Origin of the sequence: Psychrobacter sp. 4Dc (assembly GCF_002836715.1) — a bacterium.
Classification (GTDB): domain Bacteria; phylum Pseudomonadota; class Gammaproteobacteria; order Pseudomonadales; family Moraxellaceae; genus Psychrobacter.
Genome location: NZ_PJAT01000071.1, coordinates 1 through 15,289, shown reverse-complemented (window position 1 = coordinate 15,289; position 15,289 = coordinate 1). Strand labels below are relative to the sequence as shown.

The following is a 15,289-nucleotide window of genomic DNA, read 5'->3' as shown; positions in this document are numbered from 1 at the left end:
AGATATTAACATAGACTATACATTGGCCCGATAATTTCGTGCAAAGCGTGGTTCCCAAAACTAAGATTTGTTATTATAGAGGAATGTGACATCTCGCCACTATTCTTACAATTAGAGAGTACTTTATGAAAAAAATCACTACTTTAGGCGTTAGTGCACTTGCTAGCGCTATGTTGTTAGTAACAGGCTGTAGCACCAACAATGGCAATCAAGAAACAGCCGCTCAAAGCGTTTCCATTACTGAACAAAGCTCAGCTAGTGAAAAAGTAGGTTATAGCTTAGGTTTCATGATGGCAGAAGGCAACAAAGACGCTGTCAAAGATTTAGACCTAAATACTTTTGAAAAAGGCTTCCGTGATGGCTACGAAGGCAATGAATCAGCATTGACCCAAGAGCAAATGCAACAGGTATTGATGGACTATCAGAAAGAGCAAGAAGAGCAGTTTGTTAAAGACATGGAAACCAAAGCGACAGAAAATAAAGCCGCTGGTACTGCATTCTTAGCAGAAAACGCTAAAAAAGAAGGCGTGAAGCAGACAGAGTCTGGTTTACAGTATAAAGTTATCAAAGCAGGTACGGGTAAATCGCCAAAAGCAACTGACGTGGTTGAAGTAAACTACGAAGGTAAATTGCTTGATGGTACGGTATTTGACAGCTCTTATGAGCGCGGTGAGCCAATCGAGTTCCCACTAAACCAAGTAATCGCTGGCTGGACTGAAGGTCTACAGTTGATGAAAGAAGGCGGAAAGTACGAGTTCTATATCCCATCAGACATCGCTTATGGCGAAGCGGGTAACGCTGGTATCGAGCCTAACAGTACGCTTATCTTTACTGTTGAGCTATTAAAAGTAAAATAAGTATCTAAAGCAGATATCGTTCAGTTTAGGTGCTTAGCCTACAAAAAAGCCTTCATATAATTATGAAGGCTTTTTTACGACTAATATTTTATCTCAGACTGACCTCGATCTTACAAGGCCGATATCAAGTTGGCGATAAATTATAGATTCTTTTGAAAGACTTTAGAGTTGCGGCCATTATGGTACTGCTCTAAACGTGCTTCAGGTAAAGCGCTGGCTTCAACTTCGGCAAAGCCTTGCTCTACGAACCAGTGTGCGGTACGAGTGGTCAAAACAAACAGCTTGTACAAACCATGGCTACGCGCTTGCTGTTCTAGAAACGCTAGTAAATCTGCACCGCGGCTACCACTACGATACTCGGGACGTACGGCAACACAGGCGACTTCTGCTGACTCTGAATCTAGCGTATGCAATGCTGCACAGCCCAAAATCATACCATCGCGCTCAATCACACTATAATTATCAATCTCTTGTTCTAAGCGCTCGCGTGAACGACTGACCAAGATGCCTTGCTCTTCTAGAGGTGACAGCAGCTCAATAAGACCAACCACGTCATCGATATTGGCACGGCGAATTTCTTCATAAGGATCGTGGCTAATCAGCGTACCAGAACCATCACGTGTGAATAGCTCTTCTAGTAATGCGCCGTTTTTGGCATACGAGATAATATGCGTGCGATGCACACCTTGACGACAGGCCAAGCTTGCACAATTCAAGAAATAATTGATTTCGCAATTTAAATCGCGATCACGTAAGAAACGATCTACTTCATTAGGAATCATTTCACGTAATAAACGATCGTCGTCGTTGATACCCGCTTCTTCGCCTAAGAATATAAGCTTGTCAGCACCCAGTGCTACGGCAGCGCTTAGGGCAACATCTTCCGCTAATAAGTTAAATACTTCGCCAGTCGCAGAGTAGCCCATCGAGCCTAAAACAACGATATGGTCATGAAGTAGATTATTTTTGATGGCTTCTACATCGATAGAACGCACTTCACCCGTCATTTGGTAATCAATACCTTCACGGATACCGTATGGACGAGCTGTCACAAAATTACCCGATATCGCATCGATACGTGAACCATACATCGGAGAGTTGGCCAGCCCCATTGATAGCTGAGCTTCAATCTGTAAACGAATAGCACCAACGGCTTGTAAGATAGATGGCATCGCCGCACGTGGCGTAATACGGATATCTTGATGTAGCGGCGATTCAATATTAGCGTCTTTTAAATTCTTTTCGATTTGCGGTCGTGCCCCGTGTACCAGTACCAGCTTGATACCCAAGCTATGCAACAAGGCAAAATCATGAATAAGTGTGCTGAAGTTCGCATGGTTGACCGCTTCACCACCAAACATGATCACGAAAGTTTTGCCGCGATGGGTATTAATGTAGGGTGCAGAGTTACGGAACCAATGAACGTATTCAGGGTTGATCTGGGGCATGGAGCTAGTAGTCATAATGGGAGCAGTAGTCGTTAGAATAAGAAAAGGGGCGCAGCAAAAAAATGCCTAACGCTAAAGATTTACCATAGCAAAAAACGCGGTTATGAGCTATCTTTTATTTCAGCTGTATTCAAGCATTCTGATTGCCAATCGCTGATATACACAACCTCAACACTGGGTTAATGTACGTACAAATGCTTTTTGTTATGCTAAGCGCTATTGCTTTACAGATGCTGAGCGAAGATAATCAGGTTAGATAAGTGAGTTCATGTGTTTCATAGATTGCATGAGCTATTTCACAACGATATCTTATATACATCGTAATGCGTTTTATGTGTTGAACAAATTATAAAAATAACTTAAGTTGCATCATCTGTGTTTTACCGATATATCAACCAGGGATAATGAAAATCATGAAAAAAAGTAACCAGTTTGCTAGCCCGTTCAGTGCTTGGAGCGGCCACCGCTTATTTCACGTTGTTGCCGGTACGCTCATCGGTGCAATGGTAGTTACACAAGCCTCAGCGATGCTGCCAACACCAGAGCAAGCGGTTGATAGCTCCTCGATGGCTATTCAAGCAAATGCTAATAAGAGCAGCAATTCAAGTGCTCAGGCCGTTAATAGTAGAATCACAGCGTCATTGGTTAGTGTCGATGCCAACGGTCAAGAAGTGCTCGTCCCTGTAGATACCAACACGCGTTTGCAGTCAGGTAATGTATTGGAGTATCAGGGGTACTTCACCAATACCAATGCAGATCGCGTACGTAAAATGACCGTTACGATGAGTATTCCAGAGCAGGTAGAACTATTAAAAACGGTTGCTCCTGAATTCCCATATGGCAGTGTAGATGGCAATAATTTTGCTCGTATGCCATTACGTACCAAAGTAGATAATCAGCTACAAGATGTCGCGCTTAAATATTATAAAGCGGTACGTTGGGATCTAGAAGGCGTAGGTCTAAATGATACCGTCGCTGTAAAATATCGCGCGCGCGTTAAATAGTCCTGAGTTTTTGGATTAGAATTTAGCTAGCATTGATGTAGTTAGCACTGAAAACTATCCATTTAGTACTACAAACTATCAATAAAAAAGCACCACAGTTTATAGCTGCGGTGCTTTTTTATGGTGTGTTAGGACGTTTGATAATTTTGCTGATAAGTAAGTAAAAGTACTCAATTACAGCGTGGTATATTGGCTACTAGATTTCTCTTGGATAAGTTGTTTAATTACATTGATTTGCGGCGTTGTAGCTTGAGCACCTGCTTGTATCAGACTGCGTCGCTGACTAGTATCTATTGAACTGTTACGACCGATATTAGGAGTAATAACAATATCCGCTCGATTCCGCTCACTCTGACTTGATAAGGATCGATTAGCCGTCAGGTTGGTAGCTAGAATATTAGTTTCTAGAAAGCCCCAAAAGTCACTTAATGAGTTCATAGTCGGTATTTGATTATTAGTACTACCACTGCCTTGAGCTCCCGTCACATCTACAGCAATGACAATGTCAGCACCTAAGTCATAGGCGCTATCTACGGGTACTAAACTGACCACACCGCCATCGATATATTTTTTACCGACCTTTTCAGGAATGCGCGGGGCAATAAAAATATTGGGCACGCTACAGGATGCTTGTACGGCAAGCCCAGCATCACCAATGGTAAAGACTGTTTTCTTCAGTGTGTGTTTCTCTGCCGCGATTGCCGCAAAAGCAATAGGGAAATCCTCTATAGCACGCGCATTCACTTTGCTATTAATAAAGTTTTTTAACTTAATACCTTCGATAAAACCTTGATTGGACAAGGTAAAGTCTGTGAGCTGGCTATCAGTAGTAGTCAATGCCAATTGCTCAAGCTGGGCAGGCGTGTAACCACTGGCGTACAAGCTGCCAATCAAACTCCCCACACTTGTACCGACCACCAATGTTGGTTTGATACCGTTTTCCTCTAGAGCTTTGATGACGCCCACATGGGCAAACCCTTTTGCACCGCCACCACCCAATACCAGTGCGACAGTAGGGGCTTTAATAACAGGCTCTGGAGTTTTGGGAGTAGTAGATGTCAACGTGCTACACGCACTAATATAAAAACCGAGAATAGGTATTAAACTCAACCTCAGTATTTTTAGATTATGACGAATCAGATTGTGACGAAACTGACGAGGCAAAATAGAAATAAGCATAGAAAAACACCTTATGGAATTGCCATAATTCAAAAAATAAGACATCAGTTATTGGTATGATGAGAAGAAGCGGTTTATCTATAGTAGATGGACTGTATAGATGCTATTTTACTAAATAGCCTAGCATAAGCAATTGTATTGTCAGCTATAATGAAATGAGTCGACGTCTTTATGCACACTATTGTTATCGCTATTTTATGGCATAAGCCATTATATGCAGCCTATTAAAAATGCTCGATTTAGCATACAAAAATTAAAAATAATATTGTTAGGATCTTTAATGCCAATATCGGAGAGTCATGCCTCAGCCAACTCGTCAGATCACTTTAGATCTGACATACCGTTGTCAGCACTAGATATGCCAGTGTCTGCGCTAGCAGGTGTAGGGGTAAAAGTCGCAGAGCAGTTGGCGCAGTTAAATATCAAGCGGATATTCGATTTGCTATTACATTTGCCCCGTGATTATGAAGATCGTAGTCGACTGGTATCAATCGCTGATGTAGAGCATGGACAATCAGCGCTAATTACTGGTCATATCGTTCATGTCGATACCAAGCGCAGTGGGATGACTGTGACGGTGGACGATGATACGGGTACGATATCGTTGCGGTTTTTTAAGGTCTATCGCGGTCTGGTACAGACCATGAACTTGGGAACGCGCTTACAGCTGTTTGGTGAGGTTAAAGTCAGCCGTTACGGTAAGCAGATACATCATCCTGAATATCAAGTTATCACTGATAATACAGTCATGACTGATACGGGATTGCAGCCTATTTACCCTACTGTCAAAGGCTTACATCAAAACAAGCTGCGCACTTTAATTAAACTGGCATTGCAAACAGTTCGGAGCCAAGGTCTGCCGATGACATTGTTTACGGCTGAAGATTTTGCAGTTGTATCCGATTTGCCATTAGTGCCTTTTGAGCCATCCAAATCAGCGGTGTCAGAGGCTGCATATACCGAAGATATTTTTTCGACGTTAGCACGCAGCGTACCTGACAATGTGACTAGCAATGCGATTGGCAATAGCGTACATAAGCCCAGTCCCTCTAACTATCAGGCAGATAATGATATACATAACGTCGCTGCCAGTATTGCTCAGCACAATGTCTATAATTTAACGATATTTGAAGCATTGGTACTGTTGCATACACCGCCTACTTATACTAGCGCGTCTCAGCAATACAAACTATTCACCCAACTCAGTGCCCGTACGCATGCTGCTTGCCAGCGCTTGATTATTGAAGAGTTGACTGCGCATCAGCTCAGTTTGCTATATCGTCGCCAGCAGCTACATCAGCATAAAGCGCCCAAATGCACTATCAACAGTCCTCTTGCTGACAAACTGTTTTCTGCATTGCCTTTTGATTTAACGGGTGCGCAAAAAAGAGTGATGAAAGACATCACTGCGGATATGGCGACCTCAATTCCGATGCTACGACTGGTACAGGGTGATGTGGGTGCTGGCAAGACGTTGGTGGCAGCAGGGGCGGCAGGTTATGCGCTCGATAGTGGCTGGCAGGTCGCGGTAATGGCACCGACTGAGATTTTGGCAGAGCAGCATCTACTGAATTTTAAGCAATGGTTTGAGCCATTGGGCATTGGTGTCGGTTGGCTCGCAGGTAAGCAAACGGCCAAACAGCGCCGCGAAGCTTTGGAAGCGGTTGCAGAAAATACCGTGCAAGTGGTGGTCGGTACTCATGCATTGTTTCAGGAGCAAGTTCAGTTCGCTAAGTTAGGTTTGGTTATCATTGATGAGCAGCATCGATTCGGTGTTGAGCAGCGCATGGCATTGACCAATAAAGGCGTTGCTAATAGCACACCGCACCAGCTAATCATGACCGCAACACCGATTCCAAGAACCTTAGCGATGAGCGTCTATGGCGATATGGATACCTCAATCATTGATGAATTGCCACCGGGGCGTACCCCAATTACGACGGTAACCATCGATCGCAATCGACGCGATGAGGTCATAGAACGTATCGCGATCAATTGCGAAGCGGGCAGGCAAGCGTACTGGGTATGCTCACTGGTAGAGGCGTCTAGCGTATTGGATGCGCAGGCAGCCGAAGCTACTTATGAGGACTTAAATGAACGTCTAGATATTCGTATTGGACTGGTGCATGGCAAAATGAAATCTGCCGATAAGCAAGCCATCATGCAGGAGTTCAAGGCAGGTAATTTGGACTTGCTGATTGCGACGACTGTCATCGAGGTAGGGGTCGATGTACCCAATGCATCGCTGATGGTTATCGAAAATGCAGAGCGTTTGGGGCTATCACAATTGCATCAGCTGCGCGGGCGAGTCGGACGTGGCTCGACCAAAAGCTTCTGTGTACTGTTATATCAAAAGCCGCTATCAGAGACAGGTACTGAGCGACTAAACGTCCTACGCGATAGTACCGATGGTTTTGTCATTGCTCAAAAAGACTTAGAGCTACGTGGGCCAGGAGAGCTGTTAGGCAAACGTCAAACGGGTAACGTTGGCTACTATTTGGCTGATCTAATCCGTGATGAGCAATTATTTGCCATTGCTCAGCGGTTAGCGAAGCATTTGATAGCAGACCCTGCGCGAAAAGCAGATGTCAGCCAATTGATTCATCGCTGGATGCCCGAGGCAAGTCGATATACCAATGCCTAGTGTTTAGTAATCAGTGCTTAGTATCGGTATCGGCAAGTAGGTTCAGTATGTCATCGAACCTAGCTCTGGATATAATCAAACAGCATGGCAGCAATGTTAAAATTCTTTTTAGACAACACTCCATCCATAGTCAGTCGTTGAACACATCAGATATTCAACGACTGGCTATACGCGCTCTGATTTCTTTAAATCGGTCGATATGCCTTGAACATTGCACAGATACTAGGTCTAAGTTTCAATTAAGTTTATGAACGCTAGACACTATATATAAAAATAAGATGATGACTAAATATATGCTATTCTCGATAATTTGATGAACTATTATAATAATAAACAGTGCTTTAGAGAACATCGTAATACTCTCTGTAAGTAACGCTCATAGCTATATATCAGGCTGTCCAAACATTGCTTCGATTGCGTGCCACTTTTTATTATTGCTGTGAATGATTGATATTTTTAGTCATTCCATATCGAGTATTTCAATATTGACTGTACCTACAGAGAGTTATCATGAGCGATTTTGAAGAAACCCATTCTAAGCCGGCAGCTGAGTCAGAGTTGCCGCCGTATCGTCAAACTGACACTGTATCTCAAAGGCCATCTGCAAAACCACCAATATGGCTGTGGCCCGTATTGGCAGCCGTGCTAGTGATTGGAGTACTGCTTGGCAAGTATTGGGGCAATGATAGTAGTGCAGCTACAGATGAGTCAGCAGCTTCTAATTCTGTCGCAAACGATCAGGCAACCGGTAGCGATGCCAGTATTGAGCAATCAGTACTCTCAGTAGAAACAGTCAGTCCAAGCCAAGATGATATCGGCAGCACGCTCAGTGCCGATGGAACCATCAATGCTAAAGATACTGCGAATGTCAGTGCAAAAGTCAATGGTGTGGCTATCGAGCGTATCTTGGTCGAAGAAGGCGACCGCGTCAGAGCGGGTCAAGTTTTAGCCGTGTTCGATACGGATGCTATGGAGCAGCAAGTACTACAGGCGCAAGCAGATGTCGCAGAAGCGGAAGCCACCCTTGCCAATGCCAGCGCTGATGCTGCACGTGTGCTGCCATTGATCGATATCGATGCCATCAGCAAACAAGAAGCCGACCGCTACCGTACCTCGGAAGTCCGTGCCAGAGCTTCTTTGCAAGCATCCAAAGCCCGTTTGAGCAATCAGCGTTTGACATTAGAGAACGCAAAAGTCGTCGCTCCTGTCAGCGGTATTATCAGTGAAAAAATGGTAGAAGTTGGGCAGGTGGCAGGTGGCAGGTTGGCAGGTGGAGATCCATTATTTACGATTATCAAAGGCGGCGTTTTGGAATGGCGAGCAGATATAGATCCTAAGCTTATCGGGGATATAAATGTCGGTACGCCTGTACAAGTCAGTCTGCCGGGTGGTGATACAGTGATGGGGCAAGTAAACCGCATCGCACCCACCGCAGACAACAACCGCCAAATTACGATTTATGCCAGCCTAGCTGCTAACTCAAAGATACGTGCAGGCATGTATCAAACAGGCGAATTCCTGTTAGGAAGTACCAGTACGCAAACGATTCCTAATAGCGCAGTAGTCAGCAATGATGGTTATGACTATGTGATGCTCGTTACCGAGTCGACTACTCGAGACGATCGATCGATGGGACGTATCAAGCAGCAGCGAGTAACATTGGGTGAGCGATTGGGCGAGAGCGTAGCAGTGCTAGAGCCTTTACCAAGTGACAGCCGTATCGTAAAGCAGGGCGGTAGCTTCTTAAATGATGGTGACCTAGTGCGTGTTGTTGATGGTGTAACTCAAACCAGTAAGCCAGTGCAGGCACAGCCATGAGCTTAAACGTCTCCGCTTATTCGATAAAGAACCCGCTCGTCGCTATCTTGCTGTTTGTGCTGCTGACGTTGGGCGGCATTTACGGTTTCATGAAAATGAAAGTCCAGCAGTTTCCGGACATAGATTTGCCAGCGGTGGTAGTCACGGTCACGCTACCGGGTGCTGCGCCTTCACAGCTCGAAAACGATATTGCAAAGAAGATCGAAAATAAACTGACCAGTATCGAGGGCGTGAGTCATATTCGCACCACGCTACAGACGGGTGCGGCGACCATTGCCACTGAGTTCACCTTAGAAAAAGACATTCAAGAAGCGGTAGACGATGTGCGGTCAGCAGTCGGCGAAGTACGTGGTGATCTGCCAGCGGCAGCTAACGATCCTATTATTACCAAAGTATCTACTGCTGGGTTTCCAGTGGTTACTTACTCTGTTGCTGCTGAAAATATGAGCGTGGAGGATCTATCTTGGTTTGTCGATGATACCGTTACCAAGCGGCTATCTGATATACCAGGCGTTAGTACCGTGAGCCGTGTTGGCGGGTTGCAGCGTGAAATCACGGTTGCTGCCGACCCAATTGCGTTAAGTGGTCTAAAGTTTTCTATTTCACAATTATCGCAGCAAATCACTGGTATCCAGCAAGACAGCTCTGGCGGGGAGGCGGAAGTTGGCAATACGACTCAGACCATCCGTGTTCTCGGTGCTGTTGAGCGAGCAAATGAGCTAAACGATTTGCAAGTGGCTGTCCCTACGGGGGGCACACAAGCTTTAGGTCGTATGGCAGAAATCACTGACGGCGCAGCAGATCCAAGCTCGATTGCTAAGCTAGATGGTCAAACCGTGGTGGCATTTAACATCACTCGCTCGCGCGGTGCCAGTGAGGTCGACGTGATGGAGCTGGTCGATGAAGAGCTTGCCAAGCTGACTGCTGATGTCGGTAATATCAGTATTGAGAAAGTCTATGACCGAGCCACACCCATTGCAGAAGATTATGAAGCCTCGTTGAGAATGCTCATCGAGGGTGGTCTGTTGGCTGTAGTGGTAGTCTTCCTGTTTTTGCGCAATATTCGAGCGACTATCGTCGCTGCAGTCGCTTTACCGCTATCAGTCATTCCTACCTTTTTGGGTATGTATCTGTTTGGCTTTAGTCTTAATATCATTTCACTACTGGCATTATCACTGGTTATTGGGGTGCTGGTCGATGATGCAATCGTTGAGGTCGAAAACATCATACGTCATCTACGCATGGGTAAGACGCCTTATGAAGCGGCGATGGAAGCCGCTGATGAAATCGGTCTCGCCGTTGTTGCTACTACGTTTACTTTAATTGCGGTGTTTTTACCAACGGCCTTTATGGGCGGTATCGTTGGACAGTTTTTCCGTCAGTTTGGTTGGACGGCTGCCTTATCAATTTTTGCCTCGCTGATGGTGGCGCGCCTGATTACCCCTATGATGGCAGCTTATATCTTGCGGCCTGAGAAAAAGCACGTCGAAAAACAAAGCGCGATGATGAAGTATTATCTTAAGATTGTGTCTTGGACCCTACATCATCGCTGGATAACCATGGGTGCAACGCTTGTTTTATTTGTGGCCTCATTAGCTCTAGTTAAGCTGCTACCCACGTCATTTATCCCTGATAATGATATCGATCAAACTCGAGTAGCTATTGAGCTGACACCTGACGTGTCGTTGGCAGATACTGAGCGCGTGGCAGCGCTAGCGAGTGCTCGTATTTTAGCCATGCCTGAGGTGACCAATATCTTTACCTCAGTGGGAGAGGCACAGGCGTCGATGGGTGCGTCAGATGGTGGCGGCGGTAAGGCTGAAAACATTGCCGGTTTGGATATTGTGCTTGCTCCTCGTGCAGAACGAGGCACCAAGCAAGAGATAGAGCGCAAAATTAGTAAGCTAATGACAGAAGTGCCAGGAGCACGGTTTACAGTCGGGCTATCGAGTGGTGGTGAAAGTGGCTATAACTTTTCATTAACCAGTACTAATCCGCAATTGCTTGAACAAACTGCACAAAAAATCATGTCTGAGATTCGGGGGCTACCAAGTGCAGGCGCTGTAACCAGTGATCGCAGTCTACCACGCCAAGAGCTAACGGTAACGCCAGATAGATTGGCAATGGCTGACAAAGGGGTGACCACGCAAGATATCGCTACGACTCTACGTGTGGCGACTGTAGGCGACTACGAGCAGCAATTGTCCAAGCTTAATCTTGATACGCGCCAAGTACCAATCGTTGTACGTCTGCCGGATGTGGCTAAGCAAAATGTTAGCCAACTAGAAGGTTTGTACGTGCCGAGTACCATGCCTGCCGGTCAAGGCGTGCGCGTCGGTGAGGTTACTACGCTAGACTTTGGCACTGGGCCTGCGCAGATTAGTAGATTGGATCGAGAGCGTGCCATTAGTATCACGGTACAACCTGCGAGTGGCGAGCTTGGCGATTTGGTACAAGCGGTCAAAGCAGTGCCGACCATGCAGCAACTGCCACCTTCGATTACCATCATTGATCAGGGCCAAGCCGAAAACATGGCAGACCTTTTTAGTGGCTTTATCATTGCGATGTCCGTCGGTGTGGTTTGTATCTTAGGCGTGCTTATTCTACTTTTTGGTCGTTTATTGCAGCCTTTTACCATTCTGATGGCATTGCCATTATCTATTGGTGGTGCCTTTGTTGGCTTGGTTATTACTAATAGCAGCTTATCGATGCCTTCGATGATTGGCTTTATTATGCTTATGGGTATTGCGACCAAAAACTCAATCCTATTGGTTGATTACGCGTTGATTGCCCAGCGCCGAGGGCTGGCACGCTTTGAGGCTATCGTAGACGCATGTCGCAAGCGTGCACGGCCTATTATCATGACGACCATCGCGATGGGTGCAGGTATGTTGCCCCTAGTATTTGGTTGGGGTGATGCAGATCCTACGTTTAGGCGTCCGATGGCAGCAGCGGTACTGGGTGGTCTGGTAACCTCTACGCTATTGAGCTTGGTTGTTATTCCTGTCGTCTATACCTTAATGGATGATCTATCGGGATGGTTTGCTAAATGGCTGGCTCCACATGGTAAGCCTAGAGACCTCTGATAGTCACTTCTCATAGAGAGCTAAATAGCTAACCAAATAGTGAGCCAAGACACGATAGTAGCAATGTGGAAAATGCTGAATGATTAACACGCTCTCAATTAGGTCATATACTCGTCAAACTAGAGGACATTCTCATGACTTTCATCAGATTGTTTTGCCTTTGCGAGGGGCAATCAATATCGAAGTTGGGAGCTATACTGGAAAAGTTATCCCAAGCGAATGTGTTGTGGTTAAGACAAATGAAAAGCACTACTTTAACGCTGAAGAGAATGCAAAGTTTATCGTTGTGGATACAGATTTATTGCCAGAAAATGTGCTTCATTCATCACAAATTGTCTTTTCTATAAGTGCGCCATTGTTGGCATTCTTGGAGTTTTCAGAAATTCAGTTAAGGTATCAAATCAATCCTGAAGTCGAGAGACTGATGTTTGATACCTTTTATAAACTTCTAGAACAACAAAATCTATTTGTGCAATATGACGCTCGAATTAGAGAAGTCGTCGCATATATTCACCACAATTTTGCTAAAAACCTTTCTGTCGAAGTGTTGGCGGATATCTCTTGTCTCAGTGCTACACAGTTTAAAAAGAACTTCAAATCGCAAACAAACCAAACCGTCACTGAATACATCACAAGGATCAGAATGCAAAAGGCACAAGCTTTGTTACTACATACTGATTCACCTATCGCTATCATAGCCGAACTGGTTGGTTATACGGATGTTAGTGCTTTTAGCCGCCGCTTTTCTAAATATTTTGGTATTGCCCCTTCCAAATTAAAACACGTCTAACCAGACATGCAAACCGTCTAATCTACACAAATAGTAGTCTATAACTCTCTATAATAATGTTATTCATTATAACGTTAGAGGTAGCTGCTATGCTGCAGAATAAATCTAGTCTAAGTGCTATTTTATGTGTGATAGCTGCCAGTGTCCTTTGGGGAACGACAGGTACAGCCTCTGCTTTTATACCTGACGTTAGTCCATTAGCCGTTGGTGCGTTTTCGATGGGGGTAGGCGGTGTATTGCTAGTATTGAATGCTAAGAATAATTTACTAAGCGATAGACAGAAACTACTTTCTAAACCCAGTCTCTTATTTATCGGTAGCCTATGCGTTGCTATCTATCCTTTGGCTTTTTATTCCTCTATGAGATTGGCTGGTGTCGCTATTGGTACAGTGATCTCAATTGCCAGTGCACCATTTTTCACTTTTATCATGGAGCGTCTGATTAGCAATAAAAGAGTCACTAGTCGATGGGTGGTAAGTTTTATATTTGGTGTGGTTGGCGTCATTTTGCTAACCTTGGGAAAAACCCAATATTTGGATATAAACGCACAAGCAAATAATCGAATACTAGGCGTGTTGTTAGGGTTAGTTGCAGGATTGACCTATGCCACATACTCATGGACAGCACGTCAGATGATAGAGAACGGGGTAAACTCGAAATCAGCGATGGCAAGCATGTTTGGTCTGTCGGCGATCTTATTGTTGCCATCATTATTATTAACAGGGGAAAACCTGTTTTTGGATGCAAAACATATAAGCGTTGCCCTATATTTGGCAATTGCGCCGATGTTCTTTGGTTATTTACTTTTTGGTCAAGCGTTGAGAGTGATTGAGGCGAGCAAAGCGACGCTTATTACGTTATTAGAACCTATTGTAGCCACTATATTGGCTATCATTATAATCGGTGAAACATTCTCTCCTATCGGCTGGCTAGGAATGTCACTCATGATAATCTGTCTCTTGCTGCAAGTAATAAAGACGCCAAAACTGACAGGTTATCGAGGAAGGCGTGCACTGTACAAGTAACAAAGCAATATAAGTAACAAAGCAATATTTCTGACGATAAGCAGTATTTTTGATGAGTTACTGCCTATTAAGTATGACTCTTTGTATGACGTTAGTCTAAAACTGGTAAGTTGAATGGATTAGTTGGGTTAGTCTTTTCTATAGTCTGTCCAATCAAATTAATTAAAGAAATTGTTTATATCTTATAGCACTATTTTAATTTTACTAATAGGTGAGTAGCTGCTAGAGCGATAAACCAATCACTATAAATTAATCTCTAAAAAAACTAGAAAATAAGGAACAACTATGATTAACGCATACGCAGCAAAAGAGAAAGGTGGCAAGTTTGAGCCTTATGAATACGATCCAGGTGCTCTAGGCGATCACGAAGTAGAAATCGAAGTACATAGCTGCGGTATCTGCCATAGTGACTTATGAATGTGGCAAAATGAATGGGGTATGACTCAATATCCGTTTGTCGGTGGGCATGAGGTTGCAGGTAAAGTCCTTAATAAGGGCAAGCATGTACAGCATTTAGAGTTGGGTGATAAAGTCGGACTTGGCTGGCATAAAGGGTACTGCAATGTCTGCGATCTATGCATCGATGGAGACCACAACCTATGCCCTGAGCAAGAAGGTACAATTATCGGTAACCACGGCGGCTTTGCAGATAAAGTACGCGCAAAAGATACTAGCGTCATCAAGATACCTGAAGGGCTTGATTTTAACGCGGTAGGACCACTGTTATGTGGCGGTGTCACAGTGTTTAACCCACTTATGCAGTATGACATCAAACCAACTTCTAGAGTGGCTGTAATTGGTATTGGTGGCTTGGGTCATTTGGCATTACAGTTTGCCAATGCGTGGGGCTGTGAAGTGACGGCATTTACCAGTGAATCAAAAATGGAAGAAGCAAAAGAGATGGGCGCTCACCATTCACTAAACTCAAGAGATGATAGCGAAATTGAAAAAGCCGCAGGTTCTTTTGATCTAATCATTTCAACAGTGAACGTTGATATGAACTGGGATGTCGTGATTAAGACGCTAAGACCAAAAGGTAAGCTGCATTTTGTTGGACTGTTAGAAGCGCCATTAGAGATATCGGCTGCACCAATGATTATGGCTCAGAACAGCCTATCAGGATCGCCAGTTGGCTCACCATCGACGCTACGTAAAATGCTAGATTTTGCTGCGCGACATAATATTCAGCCAGTGACTGAAACATACAAAATGTCTGAGATTAATGAAGCGTTTGAGCGACTAGAGAGTGGCAATGCTCGCTATAGAGTGGTGCTAGAAAGAGACTAAATATCGTTACAGACAACTAAATGTAGCCATTAAATAAGCACAATAGTAGTGATACTCTAATTAATAGATAGAGTGTCACTATTTTTTTGTATCGAAATTCTGCTTTTCACCAGTTTTTAAAATATGAAGATTATTTGGAGCTGGATCTAAG

At 44.4% G+C, this 15,289-nt stretch carries 9 protein-coding genes and 1 pseudogene; 8 read left to right on the top strand and 2 right to left on the bottom strand.

The window, feature by feature from the left end; genetic code table 11:
* Window positions 1-125 precede the first annotated feature (125 nt).
* Window positions 126-857 (top strand): BamJ family beta-barrel-assembly machinery protein, encoded by a 732-nt coding sequence (locus tag CXF61_RS04085; protein WP_057762133.1) that lies wholly within the window; start codon window positions 126-128, stop codon window positions 855-857.
* Between the two features lie 140 nt (window positions 858-997).
* On the opposite strand, the gene argA is transcribed toward CXF61_RS04085, so the two are convergent.
* Window positions 998-2,320, bottom strand: a complete 1,323-nt coding sequence (gene argA, locus CXF61_RS04080; protein WP_165597255.1) for an amino-acid N-acetyltransferase — start codon at window positions 2,318-2,320, stop codon at window positions 998-1,000.
* A gap of 398 nt (window positions 2,321-2,718) precedes the next feature.
* Here argA and CXF61_RS04075 point away from each other — a divergent pair, with 398 nt between their 5' ends.
* Window positions 2,719-3,309, top strand: coding sequence for a hypothetical protein (locus CXF61_RS04075; RefSeq protein WP_165597254.1), 591 nt, complete (start codon window positions 2,719-2,721; stop codon window positions 3,307-3,309).
* A gap of 174 nt (window positions 3,310-3,483) precedes the next feature.
* Here CXF61_RS04075 and CXF61_RS04070 read toward each other — a convergent pair whose 3' ends face one another.
* Window positions 3,484-4,488, bottom strand: coding sequence for a patatin-like phospholipase family protein (locus CXF61_RS04070; RefSeq protein WP_165597253.1), 1,005 nt, complete (start codon window positions 4,486-4,488; stop codon window positions 3,484-3,486).
* Window positions 4,489-4,768: 280 nt separating this feature from the next.
* On the opposite strand from CXF61_RS04070, the gene recG reads away from it, so the two are divergent.
* The 6 genes and pseudogenes from recG (at window position 4,769) to ahr (ending at window position 15,138) form a co-directional block, all read left to right on the top strand.
* The gene (gene recG / locus CXF61_RS04065) at window positions 4,769-7,132 is read left to right on the top strand and encodes an ATP-dependent DNA helicase RecG (RefSeq protein ID WP_165597252.1); all 2,364 of its coding nucleotides are present in this window, start codon (window positions 4,769-4,771) and stop codon (window positions 7,130-7,132) included.
* 510 nt (window positions 7,133-7,642) lie between these two features.
* Window positions 7,643-8,950 carry an efflux RND transporter periplasmic adaptor subunit gene (locus CXF61_RS04060; protein WP_165597251.1) on the top strand — a complete coding sequence of 436 codons (1,308 nt, stop codon included), beginning with the start codon at window positions 7,643-7,645 and terminating at the stop codon, window positions 8,948-8,950.
* Window positions 8,947-12,036, top strand: a complete 3,090-nt coding sequence (locus tag CXF61_RS04055) for an efflux RND transporter permease subunit (RefSeq protein WP_165597250.1) — start codon at window positions 8,947-8,949, stop codon at window positions 12,034-12,036. The genes CXF61_RS04060 and CXF61_RS04055 overlap by 4 nt, the downstream gene beginning before the upstream one ends.
* 79 nt (window positions 12,037-12,115) lie before the next feature.
* Complete coding sequence (locus CXF61_RS04050) at window positions 12,116-12,826, top strand: AraC family transcriptional regulator (RefSeq protein ID WP_165597249.1); 711 nt, start codon at window positions 12,116-12,118, stop codon at window positions 12,824-12,826.
* Window positions 12,827-12,915: 89 nt separating this feature from the next.
* Entirely contained in the window at window positions 12,916-13,851 is a 936-nt protein-coding gene (locus CXF61_RS04045; RefSeq protein ID WP_160023435.1) for a DMT family transporter, read from the top strand.
* A 285-nt stretch (window positions 13,852-14,136) separates the two neighbouring features.
* A pseudogene (ahr, locus tag CXF61_RS04040) lies at window positions 14,137-15,138 on the top strand (NADPH-dependent aldehyde reductase Ahr).
* Window positions 15,139-15,289 lie beyond the last annotated feature (151 nt).